The following is a 20,488-nucleotide window of genomic DNA, read 5'->3' as shown; positions in this document are numbered from 1 at the left end:
GAAGCCGCACGAGAAAGCCGTCGCTGTGCCTGCAATTGTTAAATTCGCTCTTCGGCTCTGAGCGTCAGAACCTCGTAACCATCGGAGGTAACCGCGATTGTATGCTCCCACTGAGCAGATAATTTCTTATCGCTGGTGACAACGGTCCACCCATCTTTCTTCAACTTAACTTTGGCCTTTCCCTCATTAATCATGGGCTCTATGGTAAACACCATCCCTTCTTGTAGAGCTAAACCTTTACCTGCCTGGCCATAATGCAGAACCTGTGGCTCCTCATGCATTTCTCGCCCAATTCCATGCCCACAATATTCGCGAACAACAGAATAGCCGTGTTTCTGGGCGTGGCTCTGAACGGCGTGACCAATATCGCCAAGGGTCGCGCCGGGCTTTACAGTCCGTATCCCTTCCCACATTGCCTCATAGGTTTTATCGACCAACCGCTTGGCTGTGTGAGTCACGTCACCGATCATGTACATTTTGCTGGAGTCAGCGATAAATCCGCCCTGCTCCAACGTGATATCAACGTTGATAATATCACCGGATTTCAGCTTCTGAGTGGTTGAAGGTACACCGTGGCATACAACGCGATTTACAGAGCTATTCAAAGCATACTGATACCCGTACTGACCTTTACTCGCTGGACGAGCACGCAGCTGATCGGTGATATACCTGTCCGCCAAATCATTGATCTCCATCGTTGAGACCCCAACATCAATAAAGCCGTCAAGGTGCTCAAAAACAGTCGCCAGAAGCCGACCGGACTCCCGCATTACGCTCAATTCTTCAGCACTTTTCAGTTTTACGCTAGCCACCGACAGCCTTCCTTATATCAACTTCGGCCAGCTTCATTTGATCGCGCATGATGTCAGTAAAAGACATACTGGGGTTCGCCTCGGCGAGCATGCCAACCTTTATCCAATACTCAGCCTGAGCATTGATAGAGCGAACCATAACTGAACTCGCCTTGCGAATCTCCCCATGTAGTTCGTCGTCAATCTTAACAATTCCCATAGCAACCCTTTGATATACGATATGTATATGAATCATATATCACTGATGCCCGACTGGCAATATGGTCATCGAGGAATTTAACGCCCGCATTTGCGGCTGGTTTGGAGCGCAGCGGAAAACCAGTCCGGCAAAATGCGCTTGTTAAGTTTTGTCTGCATTTGCGGCAAAGTGGTCATAATACTTTCGTGCCTCTTCCTCTGACCCTAGCGCAACATCAATCAGCATTTGAAGACTCCAGACGGGGCCAGGTGTTACCTGCTCTAAGTCTAGATCTTCGGGGTAAGCTTCGGGGTCTATCGCCATTTCTAAGTTTTCAAACCACCAAATTTCTATTTTTCTCAGTAGACCGACCATTTCTTCAAAGGCTTCTGCGACATCAAAATCTACACCTGACGATGCAAACGTAAGCATTTCATGAGCCAAGGTGTTGCGACACCTTTTGATGTGTTCGAATGCCTCTAAATCTTCATTATCAATAGCGCCCATATCTTGTAGCCATTTCATTGATGCATAGAGAGGGCTTCTGTTTAGGCTAAGCACCTTTTTTTTATATTCAGGGCTAACAACCCTCCCATTTTTATCAAAGCTACTTGTAAAAAAACCTTCGATTTTTTCAACAATACTGCCCTTGAGCATTTCGAAGGCCATCGAAAATATAGAGGCGGTAATTATATTTGTCTTAAGCGTCTCAGGATGAAGGGCTCGCTCCCATGATGCTTTAACTTTTTCATCCATGCTCGATCTCGATAAAGAAACTTAACGCCGCCAGCACAGGCCGGAGCACGCAGTGCGGAGGTCCAGCCTCGAAGGGGCGATTGTGCCTGGCCTTGTTATGTTTTGGTGCTTGCTCATATAACCTCAAGTGTGCCATCGCTACGAGTAATATTGATGCTCTCGTATTGCGAGACCTCTGTGTGTATGTAGAGAGCCACACCGCCTGTTAAAGTAATTTTTAGCACCAGTTGATTTTCATTTCTGATGTCAGTTACCTCTTTCTTAGGTACGTGGATAACGTCTTTAGTGCTTACCCACTCACCATCGAACCACAGCGATTTAATTCCATTTACCTCACCCTCTAGTTTGTGTAGAGATTGAATCACTACTCCTTTTTCGAAGGCAATTTGAGCATCATAGGGGCCAACCGACACAAGATTTACTTCTTGGCCAATCAGCTCCTTTAAATGTGATTCATTCGGTAATTCGTACATATCTCAAGAAACATAACGCCGTGGTAAGGGGCAACCGAAACGTAGTGTAGGTTGTCCCGCGCAGGCCGCGCCTTTTGCGGCCGGAGTGCACTTGACCATTTTGTTATAGCCCATTGCTTAGCCCTACGTAAGTTGTTTGGTTTTATTGCGATAAATAAAGTGGCATGCGACGGAGAAGCACCCATACGACAGAATTGCAATAATAACCATTAAGCCCACAACCGTACCGCCATTTTCATAGCTATCTGATTTGAAGTAACTGTTTACGGATGCCATAGATATTTGCAGAAATATAAATAGTATGAGGTTTAACTTTAGCAATTTTCGATAATCGTAAACCGGAAAAAACAAGATCATTTGTGCTAAATGGAAAAGCAAAAAACCTTTTGTAAGGCCAATATAATACGGATACCTATCGTAGATTTCAGAAAAACCCAGAGCATTAGATATTGCCGCATGGAAAGTAGAAAGAACCAACACGGCAAGCAGGATTAGCAGAAATAGTACGATATTCTTTGTCATAAGCTATAACGCCGCAATTAGCGGACCCAGAAAGCGTTTAATGGCCTGCTTTTCAAGGCCATTGCTTGCTTGGGTCCGCTAGATTGCTTTGTTAGTGCTTTTAATTGAAATATGATTCCCATGCCGATTCTAGCTCCCTGTCTTGTTTTTTACCCCTAAATTGGAACTCTAGGGTTGGAAATGGGCTTTCATCGTGAAATGCGCAATAGAGACTGCCGAAAACGTTATTTTCATTTGAGCTATATATATTCTCTGATTCAGAATATTGTGCATTGGAGATAGCTTTTTTTAGCCAGTTAAGCGCGATATTTTTACCTTCCTCGCATTCAGGCAATGTTTTGTAAACGCGACGCCCGGTAATAACAGCAATCTCTGAAGTCTTTCTATTTATAACTACCTCGTACTCTGAAAATAGCTCCGCCGACATATCTGAATTTGGTACCTTAAACTGAATCGTCGGCCTTTGATTCCCTTCATCATTACTTCGCGAGGTTATTTTAACTGGAAAGCTTTCACCAATATTAATATCTAACATGCTCGGCGCACTTAAGCAGAAGTTACTAGTTAAAAGCAATAAAATTGTAGTCATAGTTCGATGCATAGGTGTACCTGTAGCACTAACGCAGAGCTTAGCGGCGAGCGAATGCGAGTCCACAGCCCGCCGCGAAGCGGTAGTTTTTAGGGCTGCATTGCTACAGCGTATTGTTATCTTCTTAGCTTTGTTCGGCGAAACATGTCAAACAATAGCCTTCACCGATAACATTTCCTTTACAGCCTTCCTCCTCGCATTTTTTTCTAAATACTGTGTAATTCGAGTCGCAAATCACGCAGTATAGATTTGTAGAGGAAGAGCTATTGGGCTTTAGTACGGCATATTTTGAGTCCGTTACTTCGTATTCATGATTTAACCAGTAATGGCAAGACGGGCAAAAATAGTTACGCTGCTTTAAGTCAACTCCTAGAATTTCCCCTGTCTTCGACTTACCCAAGTAAGATACTAGGAAATCTATATATGTCGTTACACTCGCTTTCTCATGATCTGTATCGTAAATACCAAACAGAGGTTCGTTATAAATATGTTTCTTGAGCTGATCCCACCATTGTCTATGCCCCCAAATATGGGCCATGAAGATATAGAAGCTCTCTAATATATACTCAGGAGTAATGTGTTCTTCAAGAACGCCATGTGTTATCTGATTCCTTTTTAACCGAAACTCTTCGAGTTTTGATGCGGTTTGCTCCGTTATGTTTCCTAAGCCTAATTCCGTATACAGAACAAGTAGATCGTCGAATGGGTGAATAAATAGTTCACTAAATTTCCTATCCGAATTTTTCTTAGCCCATTTTTTAGGTTCACCGGCTACCAGTAACATCGGAGAAACCGTACAAATTTCTTTCTTTAAATAATTTTCTAAACTCAAAAATAGCAGCGTTAATGAGTTATTAAGAATACCTTGATGGTATTTCCAATAGTCATCGATTTCCACTTCTACCATATCCACGAACTCTTCACCTTCAGAATTTTTAATGATTAGGTCAAGTGATTGAATGAGATACTGTATTGATTGCTTCTCAAAATCTTCTGGTGAAGGCCTATTAGTTATCATGGAAGAAGTTGCCTTAAAAGATAACGCCGCCATAAAGGGCCGACTGGAGCGCAGCGTAAGGAGGTCCAGCGGAACGTAGTGGAGCGATTTTTGATGGCCTTGTTAGCGGTGAAGTGGCACATTACTGAACATCAATAGATTCTGAGGACCAAGTGGTTTTGCTACTTGGAGCATATACCGACCACGTTGAAAATACTGCGTTGTGACTAAACCCAACAGAAACCATAAACTCTACCCAGCTCAACCACTGTTCAAAGGTGAATTCGTTGCCATATGGTCGAGTAGTTCCCTTTATTAGTACGTAATCCTTTTCAGATGCTGGGACCAGTTCTAATGAATAGTTTTCAGAAAGTTGTTCTATGAGTTCTTTAGCTTCATTCTCTGATTTTGAGAAGAACACAAAATCTAGTGCCGCAACTGTTTTCGGAGTAAACCCTTCAGATTCCATCGTATTCCAGAGCGCTCGTGCTTCAGAAACTCTCCGATTCATTATTTCTTGTTGATATTCACTCATTTCAATTCCTTGTGATGCGCTGGCAAAGCTTAATAGCAGGACAACTATAAGACCGGCAATGTGCGTCATACTTTGTACCGCTAACGCCGCCAACAGCTGCGGCTTTGTAGTTGGTTGGTGTTGCGCTAGCGTAGCGGTCCGCGCATAAGCCAAGCAACGGAAAAGCCGTCAGATGCTTGGCTTTGTTAGGTGCCCTATGTACCTGAGAACATAAGAGCTTGAAAATAAAGTAATGGAGCAAAAAACACCAATGAAACCAATAATGACAATACAACTAAACCTGCCCCTTTGATATTTTGGCCATTTATAAGTATTAGCCTGCATAACCCAAAGCTAATCAATGAAATAACGCCCGCTTCTGCAATGTGAAAAGCATGATTAGGCCAGTAAACATTCCCTGAAAAGGATTCAACGATACCGCTAAGCGAAGCTAAATCCATGACGATTATTAGCATAAAGGATAAAGCGTAAGTAATAAGCCATATCGTCAACAGCTTCATAGTATGAACACCTAACGCCTAAAGCAGCGGCGCGCGTGAGCGCGTCCAGCCCGAAGGGCGATGCTGCCTTTACTTGTTATGTGATATTGGCACATTGTAACTAACGAATTCTTTTGTAATTTGTATACTTTCACATGGTTCGGTGGAACGATAATTCGCTAACACGGACACCTTTGATAAATCTGCTTTAGCTATGTAAAAACCACCTGAAACCACATTTGATTCTACTACCGTCGCCACATCAGTTGCGAAGCCATTATATCCACCGATTTTCACGGTGAGGCTTGAGAATGGAAGTTTATTGTATTCCGTCGGAACAGATACTGTGACTTCCGATGGATCTTCAGAACCATTATCTATTAGTTCTACCGAGTATGAAGATGTAGACATAACTTGGTTGAACTTATGCGCTGCATCAGCGCCTTTTTGGTAGCACAAATCTTCAGTAGCACTTGCTGCCGTACTCACAAAAAACATGAATGCTAGAATTTTTCTCATATTTTCAGAATCACATAACGCCGCAAACAGCGGCCGAACGATAGTGAGGTCCAGCACAAGCGTCTTTTGCTTGTGCTCCGCTGCTTTGCTTTGTTATGCACTCAACACCCCAAACACCACATACCCGACAACCAGTATTAATGCTGCTCCGAGAACAATAACTGCGACTCTAGAGAAAAAACTAGAAGAGGCATTAATAAGTGCATTTTTGGCCTCGGCCTCAATGGTTTCCATTTGTTCGTCTGTAAGTGCGGTTGAAACAACATGATTTGGATTATTAAGCACTTTGACGGCATCATCATACTGATGATTTAGATGCACCCAAATACCTTTTTTAATACTTCTTGCCGCGGTTCCATAGCGAGGAATATTTGCATATTCAGAAGCATTTGTTGCCAATATGCCTCGCTTCCTAAGTAAGTACTCAGCGTCCGAAATACTGCCTTTGATACTATTCCCTGATATTAACTTCATAGCTATTTATGCATAACGCCTCAATAACCGGCAGCCGAAGCGTAGCGTAGGCTGTCCGGCGCCGACAGGCGCGAAGTTGATTGACTTGTTATGAGATACTTTGCTACCGAAGGAATGACAAACCTACGGCTTTCAAGCTCTTGCCCAGGCGGACAGAAGTAATCTAGCCAAACACTCATATTTGTATTTTTTTGAGTAAAGTACCCAAATGCCACTGGCACCGAATCTCCAGGCTGTAAGTTGGCTTGATAGACCATTAACTCTTCGCCAGCTGCGGACATCAGTGCGTTACCACTACGCGCGGGAGTACAGTTGCCGTTAATGCTTTTGGGACCAATCAACTTGATAGATGTTGCCTCTGAGGTAACTTCAACTGTTACAGCGAAACCTAGATCCCTTGCGTTCTTATACGTGATTTCTTGCTCAGTAATACCCGGCGATGCGAGTGAACACAGCGCTATCGGAAGTAGAAATATGGCAAGTAATCTATTCATGGTTTTCTCATAACGCCCACGCCAGGGGCTGCCGAAACGAAGTGTAGGCAGTCCCGCCGCGTTTTTTGCGGCAACCTGCGCGTGTTTGTTATGTGTTTGGGCGCCAAACAATTTTTGCAAATTCATGATTTTTTTCACGGCAAATAAGAATTTTTGCGAATACTTCTGGCGACTCTCCAGGCTCAACGGCGAGCCCTACAGTTACTTGTGAATAGAACGTTGGATCAGGTTCGAATTCAACGATCTTTTTCCACGTATTGTCAGGCGAGTTGTGCGCAACAAAACCCCTTGAACCAGATTCACAATTCCATAGCTCGATATCTTCTGGGCATAAATGCTCACCAGCTAATTCATGGAATTTTTCATGCGCAAGATTAGTGATTTTGGGGATTCCCCACCTATTCTTCTTATCCATACTCTTCAATTACACATAACGCTTACAGCAGTGGCGGCGCGTCTTTTGCGCCGTCCTGCTGGCTGTACTTGTTAGGTGCTGCTACTAACCAAAAAACCAAGGCTGCACCAAACCCAAATAGGCCAAAGAAGACAACGCCTTCAAAATATTCATACCAACCAGCTAAAGTTGGAACACCGTCAATCATTGTTTGGACGCCATTTACCGTAGAACTAGATTTTGTGCCGATATACTGTAATGGCCAAGTAATTATTGCCATCGGGATTGCACCTAGAACGAACCCCGCGGTGAGGGTAGACCTAAAATTAATTTTTTTGAAAAGGCGCATTAACAAATATGTGGGTAAACCAAGCAGCAAGACAAAGCCGCCACTTACAATAGCAAATAAATTGAGAGCCCCTTTCGTACGCACCCAAATATAAGGATCATCGGCCTCAAAAGTTTGAAACTGGCCGTATAAATACCACAACGTCATTATCATTGTGGGCAGCGCTATTGCAGAAATAAAAGCTAGAACTAACCTCATACGCACCTAACAGCGTATTATCTGTCGTAGTTATATATGTAAACATGTCTACATATAACCACAAAGTGTCTATTTATAAAACCAGTGTCCATATCTACATCCCTGCCAGCACAATGCTGGTGTCTAAATCTGTACATCGACCCACACCGTCTTTAATAATTCTTGCACCCAGTCCAAGCTCTACGGCTTTGCCGTAAGTCATCACCCACAGCTTACCGGCTCTGCTCCAGCGTGCGCCCTGTTGTTTTACCAACTGTCTTAGCTCAAGTTCTTCATAATCAATATGTACGGCAACGGCTTGCTTGTCCCGATGCGCTAAAAATGATGTCTGATTAATGGGTGACTGGTGTAGCGGTCGTTCGTCCACAATAATTTCAATGGTCGTCAGGACTCGTTGTTGACGATGGTCTTTGCGATATCGTACCGCGACCAATTGATGTCCCCATTGTTTCAAAAACCGCAGGCTTCCCTTTTCGCCGGCTTTGATGGTGCGAGTCACTTCCATTTGAACTCTCCTGATTCAATATTTTATCTTAAGGTGATTCCTGACTTTGCAATGGTCCCTTGTCTCGCCAGTTGTTTCTGACTTTCGCCGTGAATAAGGATTCATCCGGCACTTTAGTGTTATGTGCCAGCATCAAGGTCGCTCCAGTAACCACTGCCATGCCGAATTCTTCTGCGTCTTGCAAATTGTAGGTTGCGGCTGACAGTAACCGTCGATCATCACTGCTGTCTTTATTGGCAAAGTTGACGTATTGAAACCGCTGGCTGTTGCTGAGTTTCTGGGTTACCAATCTCAAATCATTCTGATTCAGTTGGCAGTGGGCTAGCAGGGATTTTTGATGAAAGCTCTGACAGGCTTGATGAAAGTCTTCAGACGGCTGGAGAGAGAACACAGACAGAGGCGGCATGGGTGCCTCTTGCGGCTGATTGTACTCTGCCAGTGAATAGGTGCTGGTGACACTGCAAGCCCCGAGAAACAGGCTGATGCTGATCACGGCAATGGATTGCAGAACAGTGAATGAATTTCGTCTCTGTGCCCTCAACGGAGCACCGAAAACAACCACAGACACAGTCAATTCCCTCTTCCTGAGAGATCGCCGAAGCCTGTGCCGCATCACACGACAGCAGACCTCGACAGTCCTTATTGTTACTCTGAAAAGCGAGCTTTTCAGAAGTCATTTTATGAGTACCGGTACCTCACAGGCACTGGTTTCTTACAAACAGTAACGGCCTTATAAAACAGGCTCTTCGACCAGTCCGGCTTCCAACCCGGTATCCGCCAGGTTGCCTTTGGACTCCAGCCAGCTCTTGCGATCAGAGGCGCGCTTTTTACCCAGCAGCATGTCGAGCATTTGGTTGGTATCGTCACCCGCTTCAATCTGCAGTTGCACCAGACGACGGGTATCGGGATCCATGGTGGTCTCGCGCAGTTGCAAGGGGTTCATTTCACCCAGACCTTTAAAGCGCTGCACGTTCACCTGACCTTTTTTCTTTTCCGCCTTGATGCGTTCGAGAACACCTTCTTTCTCGGCTTCGTCGAGAGCGTAGTAGACCTCTTTGCCGATATCGATACGATACAGCGGTGGCATGGCCACGTAGACGTGACCGGCGGCCACCATGGGCTTGAAGTGACGCACGAACAACGCGCAGATCAGGGTGGCAATGTGCAGACCATCGGAGTCGGCATCGGCGAGGATACAGATTTTGTGGTAGCGCAGGTTGCTGAGGTCATCGGAGCCGGGATCGATGCCCAGCGCGACGGAGATGTCGTGAATCTCCTGAGAGGCCAGCACTTCCTGGCTGTCCACTTCCCAGCTGTTCAGGATTTTCCCCCGCAGCGGCAGGATCGCCTGAAATTCACGGTCGCGCGCCTGTTTGGCTGAACCGCCAGCCGAGTCCCCTTCCACCAGAAAGAGTTCGCCGCGCTCGGGTTCGCCGGTAGAACAGTCCGCCAGCTTGCCGGGCAATGCAGGGCCCTGGGTGATTTTTTTACGGGCGACTTTTTTGCTGGAGCGCACACGTTTTTGCGCATTGCTGATACAAAACTCTGCCAGCTTGTCGCCATCTTCAGTGTGCTGATTCAGCCACAAGCTGAAAGCATCCTTGGCCACCCCGGACACAAACGCGGCGGCTTCGCGGGAGGACAAACGCTCTTTGGTCTGACCGGAGAATTGCGGATCTGCCAGTTTGGAAGACAGGACATAGCAGCAGTTGGCCCAGATGTCGTCCGGTGCCAGCTTGACCCCGCGGGGCAACAGGTTGCGGAATTCGCAGTATTCCCGCAGGGCATCGAGCAAGCCGGTGCGCAAGCCATTCACATGGGTACCGCCCTGCGCGGTGGGAATCAGGTTGACGTAACTTTCCTGAATCAACTCACCACCTTCGGGCAACCACTGCACCGCCCAGTCGGCGGCTTCGGTCTGACCGGCAAAGCTGCCGATGAACGGTTCAGCGGGCAGGTTTTCCCAGCCGTTGGTCGCCGCACTCAGGTAATCTTTCAGGCCGTCTTCGTAATACCACTCGTCGGACTCGCCGCTCTGTTCATCTTTGAAAATGACCCGCAAGCCGGGACAGAGTACCGCCTTGGCTCGCAGGTTATGACGCAGGCGCGACACGGAAAACTTCGGCGAATCAAAATATTTGGGGTTCGGCAGAAAACGCACACTGGTACCGGTGTTGCGCTTGCCACAGGTATCAATCACCGCCAGTTCGGTGGCCTTGTCACCATCTTTAAACGCCATGCGGTGTACCTGCCCGTCGCGCTTGATGGTAATTTCCAGCGCCTGGGACAGGGCGTTCACCACCGAGACACCCACACCGTGCAAACCACCGGAGAACTGGTAGTTGTCGTTGGAGAACTTGCCACCGGCGTGCAGCGTCGAGAGAATTACCTCGACCCCGGGCTTGCCCTGCTCGGGGTGAATATCCACCGGCATGCCGCGGCCATCGTCGGAACAGGTGATGGACTGGTCTTTGTGGAGGATGACTTCGATGTTTTTGGCGTGTCCGGCCAGCGCCTCATCGACACTGTTATCGATGACCTCCTGCGCGAGGTGGTTGGGACGCGTGGTCTCGGTGTACATGCCCGGACGCTTTTTAACCGGGTCGAGGCCCGTGAGGACTTCAATATCTTCTGAGGAATAGTTCGCCATACAGTGGTCTTGCAATCTCAATGGCTCCAAGACCGGTTGCGGCCTTAAAGCTGGGGTTAATTCAAATATCGACGGTCAGCGCGCTGATCTGTTGCTTTTTTGTGCACTTCGACAGGGATTCAGCCAACCCGGTCGCCAGCGGCTATGCAGGCTCATGTTGTACCACATATTAAACTGGTATCACATCTCGAGGGCTGATCAGGGGGAGCCGAAGAGGAAGTCGACGATGTCGGGCAGGTGCGCCTCGTAATTCTGAAAGCCGTGATCCCCACCTTCTTCGATGTGCTGGCGGCAGCCCCAATAGCGCGCTTCGGCCTGGCGGTAATCCAGCGTCTCGTCACCCGTCTGTGCCAGCAGGTAGTAGCGGCTGAGGTCCTTCAGCTGTTCGCAATAGGCCTGCCGGAACTGCTCGCCATGCTCTGGCAGCATCAGGTAGGTATCGTCGGTGTAGTAACTTTTCTGGGGCATGCCCCGCACGCGATCCACCAGTTCAAACGGGCGCACCGAGGGGTTAATCAGCACCGCTTTGGCGTCGTAGTGTTCCACCAGCCAGGTGGACCAGAAGCCCCCCAGCGAGCTGCCGACGAACCCCACGGTCTGATCCCCCAATTGCGTCATCATCTCCCTGAGCTGGCGCTCGGTTTCGAGAGGATAGGGACTTAAAAAGGGGCAGTGATAATCGATTTCAGGGCGGTGATCAAGCAGCCACTGCCGGGTGACCTGAGCCTTGAGCGACTGAGGGGAACTGAGAAAACCGTGAATATAAACCAGCGTCGACATGGAATAAGCTTTGTTGAAGGTGAGTCACTGCCTCCGGAGCAAAACCGCATCTTGAAACCAATCAGTATTTGGCCGATCAGTAACCCGCAGAGGCAAAATCGATACCGTAGGCTTTTTCTTCGACACGTTCAACACCTGTTTCGAGGCGTCCGTCCTGATGAAGATTGAACCAGCGGTAACCGGGCATGGTGTCATCCAACGCGAAATCGTCGCTGTTGGGCTTGAACTGAATGCAGGTCGAGGGTGTTGAGTACAGGTTGAAATGCCGATGGCGGGCCTGAAACTCCTGATGCACATGCCCCCAAACCAGCCCCTTCACCTGAGGGTATTCGTTGAGGATCTCGAGCAATTGCGCAGAATTGCTGATCACGTACTGATCGAGCCAGTCGCAACCGACCGGTACCGGCTGGTGATGCACAAAAACCAGGGCGTGCTTGTCGCAGGTTTCCAGACAGTGACGCAGACGCTCGAGCTCGGTTTCGGCCAGCTCGCCGCGCTCTTCGTGGGGGATACTGGAGTTCAGCAGGATCAGCTGCCAGTGCTCGAATTCGATGTGTTCCCGCTGCACCTGCTCTTTGGGAAACTGTTGCATCAGTTCGTCGAGGTCGTGGTTGCCCGACAGCCAGGCCACCGGGAGATCATACTGGGCTTTGAGGGCACCGAGAAAGCGCTCGTAAGCCTCGACACTGCCCTCACTGGCGACATCGCCGGAGGCCACGACAAAATCAGCGTGCTTTTCGTCGCGGGACAGGCGGTGCAGGACATCTGCGAAGCTTTCGTCAGTATCCAGCCCCAACAGGGACTCTCCCGGATGGGAGCCTAGGTGACAATCGGTGATTTGAATTAACCGCATGGGCGACAACGTCTTAGTACTATACACAATTCTCAAGTCCATTTTCTCGTCTCATTCATCCTTGAACTGCAAGGTCAATAGTGTGCCAGTACGCGCCACAAAAAGCACTCCATGTACTCGCTCTCTTACTGCGGCGGCTGTAACAGACAGCTTCCGTAAACACCTTTGCTGCCGGTATCTGCGAGCAGCTCCTGCTCATAGTGTCCACCGGCTGGCATACAACCACGTTTAACTAACTGTTTTTAATACAGGTAGGTCAAATTATATCAGTCTGATTGGCGATGAATGCTCATTGAGGGGATGATTTGCCTGAACCCTGTCACAAAACCACCTCAAAGTGGTACAACTTGACAGCTTTTTCCGTGGGCAAGACTGTGGCTGAGCCAGTCTTCGAGAAAACGGTTGAATTGGGCTTTCTCGTCGCGCTGGTACATTTTCTGATTGGGGTAATCGTATTTGGGACGTACCCGGCGGTGCTCCTGCCAGGCCACCACTTCGGCCATGCGGGCATCGTGGTAGAGTCGCACCTGCAGTCGGGGGGAACTGCCCCAATGCTGCAAGCCGTTGCGCTGTGTGACTTCCAGCATGGTGGTATAACGGGCTCTTTCCGTGACGCGCAGGCAGATATTCCAGGAGGTCTCCCCCGCCTGGACATCGTAGTGCCACTGATCGTGCTGATCGAACGTGGGCATGAGTTTCAACAGACGTGCGTAATTCGCCTCGCAGCACGCCATTTGACCGGCCAGATCCACCTTGTAGCGACCGGGCCCTTTATTCACCATGAATACCTCGTTTGCCTGCATAACCGGATGTTCTGATAACAGGCCCGTTACAACGTCGTCCTTCGGGTCACTGTCATCAGTCCACAGTCTACCCCATTCGCTGCCGGCTTACCTGTGCTGTTGCTGCAATCGCTGGCGATTCATTTGCAACCACTGCAACGAAATCATGGTCGCGGCATTGTTAAAACGGCCGCCGTAGAGATTCGCAAACACTTCGTCTGCCGGGATGATCAGCAGGCGGATATCCTCGCCCTCTTCGTCCAGCCCGCTGATACCGCCATCCAGACCTTGCAGGTTCGCCAGCGCACAGTAAACGTGCAGACGCTCGTCACAACCACCGGGGGATGCCATGTACTGGCAGATGTATTCAACGTGAGACGGCGTAATGTCGGCCTCTTCCTGCATTTCACGCCAGACCACGGCTTCAGTGGTTTCACCCGGCTCGACCATACCCGCCACCACTTCGAGGCACCAGGGTCCATTGGGATCGGCGAAGGCGCCGGGGCGGATCTGCTCCACCAGACCAATCAGGTCGTGGGTCGGATCATAGAGAACGGCTCCTACCGCGTCGCCGCGAAAGAGCACTTCCCGACTGATGGTCTCGCTCCAGTCACCGCGGTAGCGTTTGTGGCGGTAGTGCAGGCGCTCCATCCTGAAAAACCCTTTGTAGAGCGACTCCCGCTCCAGCATTTCCACATCATTCAGCCCGAAGGGGGGCTTTAAGAAATCCTTCGTCATCCTCGACCCTTATACCTCAAATTCAACAAGTCCTGACACTATCCGACTGTCGCAGTCCGGATGCTCCGGCCAACGTGTCACAGGCAAGCAAATCACTGGCCAAAGTGCTGTTGCAGCTGCTGTACGATCTGCTGCCAGCGGGTGTCACCCGGTGCCATGTCCGCAAGGCGTTTGGCGTACTTGAGCATCATTGCCCCGTCACCATTGCGCTGGCCGGCAGTAAACATGGCCATCAGAACATCGCGATCCATGGGATACATGCCCAGTACCCGCTGCCATTCGGCCACCGCCGCACCGTCCTGCCCCAATTGTTGCAGAATCAGGCCGTAAACATAACCGTAGCGGGCATTGCCGGGATCCAGCTGTGCCGCCGCCGCCAGTCCCTTCAGCGCTGATGGGTAATCCTTTTGCCGCACCAGAGACAGGCCCAGCGAGTGGTAGAGTGGCGCCGCCTGTGGCAGCTTTTCCAGCCCCTGACGCAGGGTTGTGTTCACGCGGGCCTCTTCACCGGTCTGGCGGTACAAATCGGCCAGATTCAGGTAAGCCGCCATCTGACTGCTGTTAAGACTCAGTGCCTGCCGGTAGGCGGCCTCGGCAGCCGGCAAGTCTCCCCGACGCAAACGATACACCCCCAGGGCCATTTGTCCGTCGGCGGTATCCTGATCGCGCAACAAGAAAGTCTCATATTCCTGACGCAGGGCCTTCAGGCTTTCCCGCTCGGACTGCGACAGGGTAGCGTCGTCGATATCGGCGGTATGCTCTGCCACGGTCAGGCGCACCTGCTTGCTGCTGTCATTGAGCAGCGGTTTTAGATCCTGCCAGCGCTGCTCCGGAGGCAATGACGACAGCACCCGTATGGCCGCCGAACGCACCATGGGCTCATCATTGTTGAGCTGGGTCTGCGCCACCAGCACCGACTGGGGTGACAGATGACCTTCCAGCGCCAGCACCGCCGAGGCCTGAATCATGTCCGGAATATTCCGCGCCATGGCCAGTTTCATCAGCCGCTGGGCGGCATCGGGCGCGGCATTCAAGGCGGGCAGCAAATCATCACTGAAATGCCATTTGCGGGTTTTCCCCGAGGCTTTCATCCACTCATCGACAGCCAGACTGGCCCAGGCTGGATCCTTGTCTGTGTGGCACTGGTTACAGGCATTGGGCGTGCCGTACTTTGCACTCAGATCAGGACGGGGGATGCGCAGACTGTGATCGCGACGGGGATCAACCACCATATAGGTGGTTTCCGGCATGTGGCAGCTCACGCATTGGGCACCGGGGGAATTGACCGGGTGGTGGTGGTGCTCCGGCTGATCAAAAACATCCGGGCGGTGGCATTGAGCACAGACGCCATTGCCCTCCGCTCGCAGTTTCAGGCTGTGCGGCTCGTGGCAATTGCTGCACACCACCCCCTGCTGATGCATCTTGCTCTGCAAAAATGATCCCAATACGTAGACCTCGTCACGGATCTGACCATCGCCGTAATACAGCGGCTGCTCCACCAGTTGCAAGCGGTCTTTCTGATGAAAAGCCCCCGCCAGGTTCTGATCATCCAGCATTGAGCGACGGGAATGACAGGTGCCGCAGACACTCAACTGCTCACTGTCTGTTTTGGCCGCCAGCGCATTGTGAGCGGTGGACGAATCTTTGCTGTGCAACCACTGGCCCACCGGGTCGAGAGAGCGATCAAAGCCGTGATGCGTACCGCCCGCCTGATGGTTTTCCGCGGTGACAGCCTGGCCCTGGGTCTTATCACCGGCCTGCATCAGCTGCACGTGTTTGCTGCCTGGCCCGTGGCAGGCTTCACAACTGACATTGATCTCGGACCAGCGGGTGTCATACGCCCCGGTTTCGGGATTGTAGTTGCGCTGCAAATTGGTGGAGTGACAATCGGCACAGCGGTTGTTCCAGTTCTGATAGGGGCCGGTCCAGTGAAGCACATCGTCAAAGGGAATCGCTTCATCCGGATAGAGATGAAACCAGCGCTGGCCACCCTCTTTTTGGGATCGGCTGTCCCAGGACACCCCCAAAGCCTGCAGGTGCCCGTCGCCAATCGACAACAGGTACTGCTGCAGTGGATAAAAGCCAAAGGTATACAGTACCTCGAAGGTTTCCTGCTCGCCCCTGGCATTGTCGGTAGTCACCCAGTACTTGTTGTCTTTCTTAAAGAAACGGGTTTTCTCCCCGTAGTGATCGAACACCACGTTGTTGAAGTCACCCAGTACCGACTGGTCGTTGGCGGGCTTCATGGCCCAGTCGTGATGAGAGCCCTGCCACAACTGATCTTCTTGCTGATGACAGTCACTGCACACTTGGCGGCCAACAAATTTGGCCTGAAGGCGTGGATCAGCAACCGCACCGGACATGGCGTCCTCGGCGGCCATCACTGACCCCGGCAGACCATTGACGATCAGCAAAACGAAACTGAATACAGCGCAAGTCAGAGGGGCGTTGGAAAATAAAAAACGGGGGAACAACCTATTGGACAGATAATTCACGGGCTTCCTGCGGTGTTATCGCCGGTGTTGGACATGCGCCAGCGTTGGTGTGTGAAACAGAACTGTGAGTGTAGTCAGTTTTTTATGTGGCTGTAAGTATTCCTGTAAAAGCGTACAAGCGCCAGTATCGCCCCATCCAATTGACGGCTCTTTCGCACCACACGCCCATAAAAAAACGCCGTCCATTACTGGACGACGCTACAAGACAGAAGAAGTGAGATGCTGTTTCTGAGGAAACTATTGCCCGGTTTTGAATCTTGTCATGTCCTCAATCACACCATCGACGGTGAAACTGTTGGGCGCCTGACGAGCAGGGAATTTGCGGAAAGTCTGGGCAAAACGCAGGGCTCTGGCCGATCCATACATGATTCTTCCTGCGTTGCTTTCCCACCAGGTGTTGTAGTTATTGGCGTCAGTATCGGCTCGCTCGTAGGGATCGCGGCGCAGATTGAAGATTTTGGGGATACGCAATTTAACGAACGGTTCGCGCCAGACGTCAAAGCGGTGTGCACGCTGCTCGGCGTAAACCACTTTCCAGTCGCCGGTACGGATGCCGAGAAATTGGCCGTCATCACTGAAGTAGAAAAAGTCTTCCCGCGGACCGGCTTTTGCCTTGCCGGTCAGGTATGGCAGAAAGTTGTGGCCATCCAGATGCACGTTGAATTTCTTGCTGCCAAACGTGCGGCCCTTTTTAAGATCCTCCACCACCTTGTCGTCACCTACCGCGGCCATCAACGTCGGCAACCAGTCCAGGTGCGACATAATCTCGTTGGAGACCTGCCCCGGCGCAATTTTACCCGGCCAGCGCACCAGCGCAGGCACCCGGAAGCCCCCTTCCCAGTTGGTGTTCTTTTCACTGCGGAATGGCGAGATGGCCGCATCCGGCCAGGTGTTGTAATGCGGGCCGTTGTCGGTGGTGTAGAGCACAATGGTGTTGTCCTCGATGCCCAGATCCTTCAGCTGCTGCAGCATCTCGCCCACCAGCTGATCGTGCGCCACCATCACGTCGTTGTAAAAGCCCTGCCCGGATTTGCCCAGATGTTTCTTCGCCGGATGGGTCCAGAAGTGCATGCCGGTGGTGTTGAGCCAAACGAAGAACGGCTTCTTGGCCTTGTGCGCGCGATCAATAAAATCTTTCGCACTGGAGGCAAATTCTTCATCGACGGTTTCCATCCGCTTCTTGTTCAGCGGGCCCGAATCCTCGATCCGGCCATCGGCGTAGCTGTGAATCACACCGCGCGGATTGGCCATTTTCTGGAACCACGGATCCTGAGGGTAGTCCGGACTTTCAGGAGCTTCTTCGGCATTCAGGTGGTAAAGGTTACCCAGAAACTCATCAAAACCGTGATTGGTGGGCAGAAACTCATTGCGGTCACCCAGGTGGTTCTTGCCGAACTGTCCGGTGGCATAGCCCAACGGTTTGAGCATTTCGGCCAGCGTCGGGTCTTCTTTCTGAATGCCGGTATCCGCACCGGGGGTGCCCACCTTGGTCAATCCGGTTCTCACCGGAATCTGGCCGGTAATAAAGGCCGAACGGCCGGCGGTACAGCTCTGCTCCCCGTAATAGTCGGTGAACATCATGCCCTCACGGGCCAGGCTGTCGATGTTGGGGGTTTTGTACCCCATCAGTCCATGACTGTAGGCGCTGATGTTGGTTTGCCCGATATCATCGCCAAAGATGACCAGTATGTTGGGCTTTTCCACTGCCAGAGCAGCCGTCGAGCCAGCACCCAGCGTCAGTAATGTGGTCGCCGCCAGCACCGGCCGCACCAGTTTGGATAAAAGTAGTTTTGACAGGCATGATTTCAGTGGCGGAAACGCCCTAGAGTATCGAGTCATCGAATCAACCTCTGTGATTATTAGGGGTAAGGTCACTTCTGTTGAAGAAGTGCAGTTGCTCCCAAGGCCTCCAGATCCAGTGACAACGACTCCAGTCAATGTCTGTCACAACAAGGACAGCTGGGATTCCCTGAGGCAGGTGCGAGTGGGCCATGCTACCCCAGCCACAAGTTATATCTCCAATGACATTTTTAGTATAAAGTTAATAACCAAAAGCATATATCCCGATGATTATCTTATGGTGAAACCTCCCTCTTCTCTGAGTCGTATAGATTTCAAACTGCTCTATTCCTTTCAGGTACTGATTGAAGAGTGCAATGTGACCCGCGCGGCAGATCGGCTCTGTATCTCGCAACCGGCCATGAGCAAAACACTGGTGCGCCTGAAAGACGTCTTCAACGACCCGCTGTTCACCCGCACGGCTTACGGACTGATCCCCACCCCCAAAACCAATGAGCTGGCGCTGCGCCTGCCGTCACTGCTGGGGGAACTGCAGGATTTGGTTGACGGAGGAAAGTTCGACCCTGGAGCCTGGAGCGGGCGATTCAGTCTCGGTCTGCCCCAGTGGGTATCGGAAATGAATCTGCCGCTGATCGTTCGGGCCATCTGCGAGCAGGCTCCCAATGTCCAGCTGGCCAGCTGCGACATGCCACAGGACTATCTGGAGCAACTGGCCACCGGCAAGCTGGACTTTGTGATTCAGCGTGAACAGCCGGTTCCTGAAGATTTTCTCAGCACCCCGCTGGGCAGTGGCGATGCCAGCTGCCTGATGCGAATAGGGCACCCGCTCAGCCAGCAATCGAGCCTCAGTCTGGAAGAATATCTGTCTTACCCACACATTCGGGTGTCATTTCCCGGCATGACCGACGACAATACAGGGATCATTGACCAGGTACTGAAAGAACAGCAACTGAGTCGCCATATTGCTTTTGACACCACCCAATTGACCGCGGCGCTGGAGACACTGCTGAACACGGACTGCCTGATGGTGGGGCCTCGCCATCTGACGACCACCGGCAGCTATCAGCAAAAACTGATCTCGATGCCGTTCCCGGAGCCCCTGCGCTTTCCCAAACTGCCCTTTATGCTGTTGCAACACCAGCGCACGGATAACAGTCCGGCCCATCGCTGGCTGCGGGAGTTGCTACTCGAGCTGAGCCGCCAAAGCCTGCAATCCTAGCTCGAATCAGGAACGGGCGGGTTCGAGTTTGGCCAACATCTCGGCCACCAGGCCACTCAGACGCTCTCGCTTGAGGGCATCAGGCGCTTGCGGTTCGGCAAAGGTTTGCAAGGCACTGCGCCAGACACCTTTTCGCTCTTGTGAATCCCAAATACCCAGCAACATGGTGCCCTTGGGATGTTTGGCATCCGATGTCCCTTCAAGACTGGGAAACAACCGGAACAGGGCCTGAGCCCTGGCACTGGCCTCCCCCTCTCCCAGCACCATCGCTCCGACGAGCTGATATCGGGTAGGCCCCTGTGTAAACAGAAACCCTTTGGCCTCCAGCTGCTTCTGGATTTCCTGCTGGATCCAGGCCGGTACCGAGCCATTGTCCGGCAGCACAGAAATTCCCGCCGGGTTGGCTCCCTTGCCACTGGGGGCAATCACGCCGGCCACTTCTGTGTGCCAGCTCAGCGGTGTGGATGCGGTGACGGGCATGTCGGGGCTTGAAACGGTTACCGAGACTTTCTGTTTCAGAGGGTCCTTCCTGGCCGAAGAGTTGGGGGAATTGGAACAGCCTGCAAGCAACAATGCGGGTAACAACACCGACAGCATCAGACTCATAAACACGCGGGGACAAGGCAAACCTCGGGTAAAAAGTGTGTGCATAAAAACAGCTCAGTCAGTCAATGGGGAGACGGAATGGCGCATACAAAAGCCAAAAATATGAACAACAACATGAGCTTAGCAGATGATTTTCCCGCCCGGTGTTAATGCATCAATAATTAAGCTGGCCAATTTTGCCTTTAACACTAATTTACGGCAGCGCAACCGGCTACAGCTCGACGCTTCTGGCACAAAGCGCTAAACTCGCGGGTCAGTTCATCGCAATGAGGCCAGAAACGGCCTTCTCAC

General features: G+C 51.0%; 24 protein-coding genes. 1 reads left to right on the top strand and 23 read right to left on the bottom strand.

The features are described from left to right. Positions 1-38: 38 nt before the first annotated feature. The 22 genes from map to KOI40_RS04165 form a co-directional block, all read right to left on the bottom strand. A complete protein-coding gene (gene map / locus KOI40_RS04270) occupies positions 39-812 on the bottom strand; it encodes a type I methionyl aminopeptidase (protein ID WP_216096229.1) in 774 nt (257 codons plus the stop codon). After that, entirely contained in the window at positions 805-1,011 is a 207-nt protein-coding gene (locus tag KOI40_RS04265; RefSeq protein ID WP_216096228.1) for a ParD-like family protein, read from the bottom strand. Before KOI40_RS04265 ends, map begins: the two co-directional genes overlap by 8 nt. A gap of 141 nt (positions 1,012-1,152) precedes the next feature. Next, positions 1,153-1,746, bottom strand: a complete 594-nt coding sequence (locus tag KOI40_RS04260; RefSeq protein WP_216096227.1) for a hypothetical protein — start codon at positions 1,744-1,746, stop codon at positions 1,153-1,155. Positions 1,747-1,859: 113 nt separating this feature from the next. Beyond that, entirely contained in the window at positions 1,860-2,219 is a 360-nt protein-coding gene (locus tag KOI40_RS04255; protein ID WP_216096226.1) for a hypothetical protein, read from the bottom strand. A gap of 622 nt (positions 2,220-2,841) precedes the next feature. After that, positions 2,842-3,276, bottom strand: coding sequence for a hypothetical protein (locus KOI40_RS04250; RefSeq protein ID WP_216096225.1), 435 nt, complete (start codon positions 3,274-3,276; stop codon positions 2,842-2,844). A gap of 178 nt (positions 3,277-3,454) precedes the next feature. Next, positions 3,455-4,381, bottom strand: a complete 927-nt coding sequence (locus tag KOI40_RS04245; RefSeq protein ID WP_216096224.1) for a hypothetical protein — start codon at positions 4,379-4,381, stop codon at positions 3,455-3,457. 88 nt (positions 4,382-4,469) lie between these two features. Beyond that, a complete protein-coding gene (locus tag KOI40_RS04240) occupies positions 4,470-4,931 on the bottom strand; it encodes a hypothetical protein (protein ID WP_216096223.1) in 462 nt (153 codons plus the stop codon). A 125-nt stretch (positions 4,932-5,056) separates the two neighbouring features. Continuing rightward, positions 5,057-5,362: a hypothetical protein gene (locus KOI40_RS04235; RefSeq protein WP_216096222.1), complete on the bottom strand. Its 306-nt coding sequence runs from the start codon at positions 5,360-5,362 to the stop codon at positions 5,057-5,059. A 69-nt stretch (positions 5,363-5,431) separates the two neighbouring features. Next, positions 5,432-5,917: a hypothetical protein gene (locus KOI40_RS04230; protein ID WP_216096221.1), complete on the bottom strand. Its 486-nt coding sequence runs from the start codon at positions 5,915-5,917 to the stop codon at positions 5,432-5,434. A gap of 36 nt (positions 5,918-5,953) precedes the next feature. Beyond that, positions 5,954-6,334, bottom strand: a complete 381-nt coding sequence (locus tag KOI40_RS04225) for a hypothetical protein (RefSeq protein WP_216096220.1) — start codon at positions 6,332-6,334, stop codon at positions 5,954-5,956. A gap of 20 nt (positions 6,335-6,354) precedes the next feature. Then, positions 6,355-6,954, bottom strand: coding sequence for a hypothetical protein (locus KOI40_RS04220; RefSeq protein WP_216096219.1), 600 nt, complete (start codon positions 6,952-6,954; stop codon positions 6,355-6,357). Further along, complete coding sequence (locus KOI40_RS04215; RefSeq protein WP_216096218.1) at positions 6,917-7,243, bottom strand: DUF440 family protein; 327 nt, start codon at positions 7,241-7,243, stop codon at positions 6,917-6,919. The genes KOI40_RS04220 and KOI40_RS04215 overlap by 38 nt, the downstream gene beginning before the upstream one ends. Positions 7,244-7,265: 22 nt before the next feature. Next, entirely contained in the window at positions 7,266-7,769 is a 504-nt protein-coding gene (locus KOI40_RS04210) for a hypothetical protein (protein WP_216096217.1), read from the bottom strand. A gap of 94 nt (positions 7,770-7,863) precedes the next feature. Continuing rightward, on the bottom strand, positions 7,864-8,274 hold the full coding sequence (locus tag KOI40_RS04205) for a hypothetical protein (protein ID WP_216096216.1): 411 nt from the start codon (positions 8,272-8,274) through the stop codon (positions 7,864-7,866). A 28-nt stretch (positions 8,275-8,302) separates the two neighbouring features. After that, positions 8,303-8,842 (bottom strand): hypothetical protein, encoded by a 540-nt coding sequence (locus KOI40_RS04200; RefSeq protein WP_216096215.1) that lies wholly within the window; start codon positions 8,840-8,842, stop codon positions 8,303-8,305. A 162-nt stretch (positions 8,843-9,004) separates the two neighbouring features. After that, positions 9,005-10,924, bottom strand: coding sequence for a DNA topoisomerase IV subunit B (gene parE, locus KOI40_RS04195; protein WP_216096214.1), 1,920 nt, complete (start codon positions 10,922-10,924; stop codon positions 9,005-9,007). Between the two features lie 198 nt (positions 10,925-11,122). After that, a complete protein-coding gene (locus KOI40_RS04190; RefSeq protein WP_216096213.1) occupies positions 11,123-11,704 on the bottom strand; it encodes a YqiA/YcfP family alpha/beta fold hydrolase in 582 nt (193 codons plus the stop codon). A 76-nt stretch (positions 11,705-11,780) separates the two neighbouring features. Beyond that, on the bottom strand, positions 11,781-12,599 hold the full coding sequence (cpdA, locus tag KOI40_RS04185) for a 3',5'-cyclic-AMP phosphodiesterase (RefSeq protein WP_255568220.1): 819 nt from the start codon (positions 12,597-12,599) through the stop codon (positions 11,781-11,783). 290 nt (positions 12,600-12,889) lie between these two features. Then, entirely contained in the window at positions 12,890-13,360 is a 471-nt protein-coding gene (locus KOI40_RS04180; RefSeq protein ID WP_216096211.1) for a DUF1249 domain-containing protein, read from the bottom strand. An 87-nt stretch (positions 13,361-13,447) separates the two neighbouring features. Further along, a complete protein-coding gene (locus KOI40_RS04175; RefSeq protein WP_216096210.1) occupies positions 13,448-14,077 on the bottom strand; it encodes an NUDIX domain-containing protein in 630 nt (209 codons plus the stop codon). Between the two features lie 92 nt (positions 14,078-14,169). Continuing rightward, positions 14,170-16,572: a tetratricopeptide repeat protein gene (locus tag KOI40_RS04170; RefSeq protein ID WP_216096209.1), complete on the bottom strand. Its 2,403-nt coding sequence runs from the start codon at positions 16,570-16,572 to the stop codon at positions 14,170-14,172. A gap of 237 nt (positions 16,573-16,809) precedes the next feature. Next, positions 16,810-18,411, bottom strand: coding sequence for an arylsulfatase (locus tag KOI40_RS04165; protein WP_216096208.1), 1,602 nt, complete (start codon positions 18,409-18,411; stop codon positions 16,810-16,812). Positions 18,412-18,649: 238 nt separating this feature from the next. Here KOI40_RS04165 and KOI40_RS04160 point away from each other — a divergent pair, with 238 nt between their 5' ends. Further along, complete coding sequence (locus KOI40_RS04160; RefSeq protein ID WP_216096207.1) at positions 18,650-19,591, top strand: LysR family transcriptional regulator; 942 nt, start codon at positions 18,650-18,652, stop codon at positions 19,589-19,591. Positions 19,592-19,597: 6 nt separating this feature from the next. Here KOI40_RS04160 and KOI40_RS04155 read toward each other — a convergent pair whose 3' ends face one another. After that, on the bottom strand, positions 19,598-20,242 hold the full coding sequence (locus KOI40_RS04155) for a hypothetical protein (protein WP_216096206.1): 645 nt from the start codon (positions 20,240-20,242) through the stop codon (positions 19,598-19,600). Between the last annotated feature and the right edge of the window lie 246 nt (positions 20,243-20,488).

This window comes from Pseudomaricurvus albidus, assembly GCF_018863235.1.
Classification (GTDB): Bacteria; Pseudomonadota; Gammaproteobacteria; order Pseudomonadales; family Cellvibrionaceae; genus Pseudomaricurvus; species Pseudomaricurvus albidus.
Note: the sequence above shows the minus strand (reverse complement) of the source record. Positions and strands in the feature narration are given on the sequence as shown.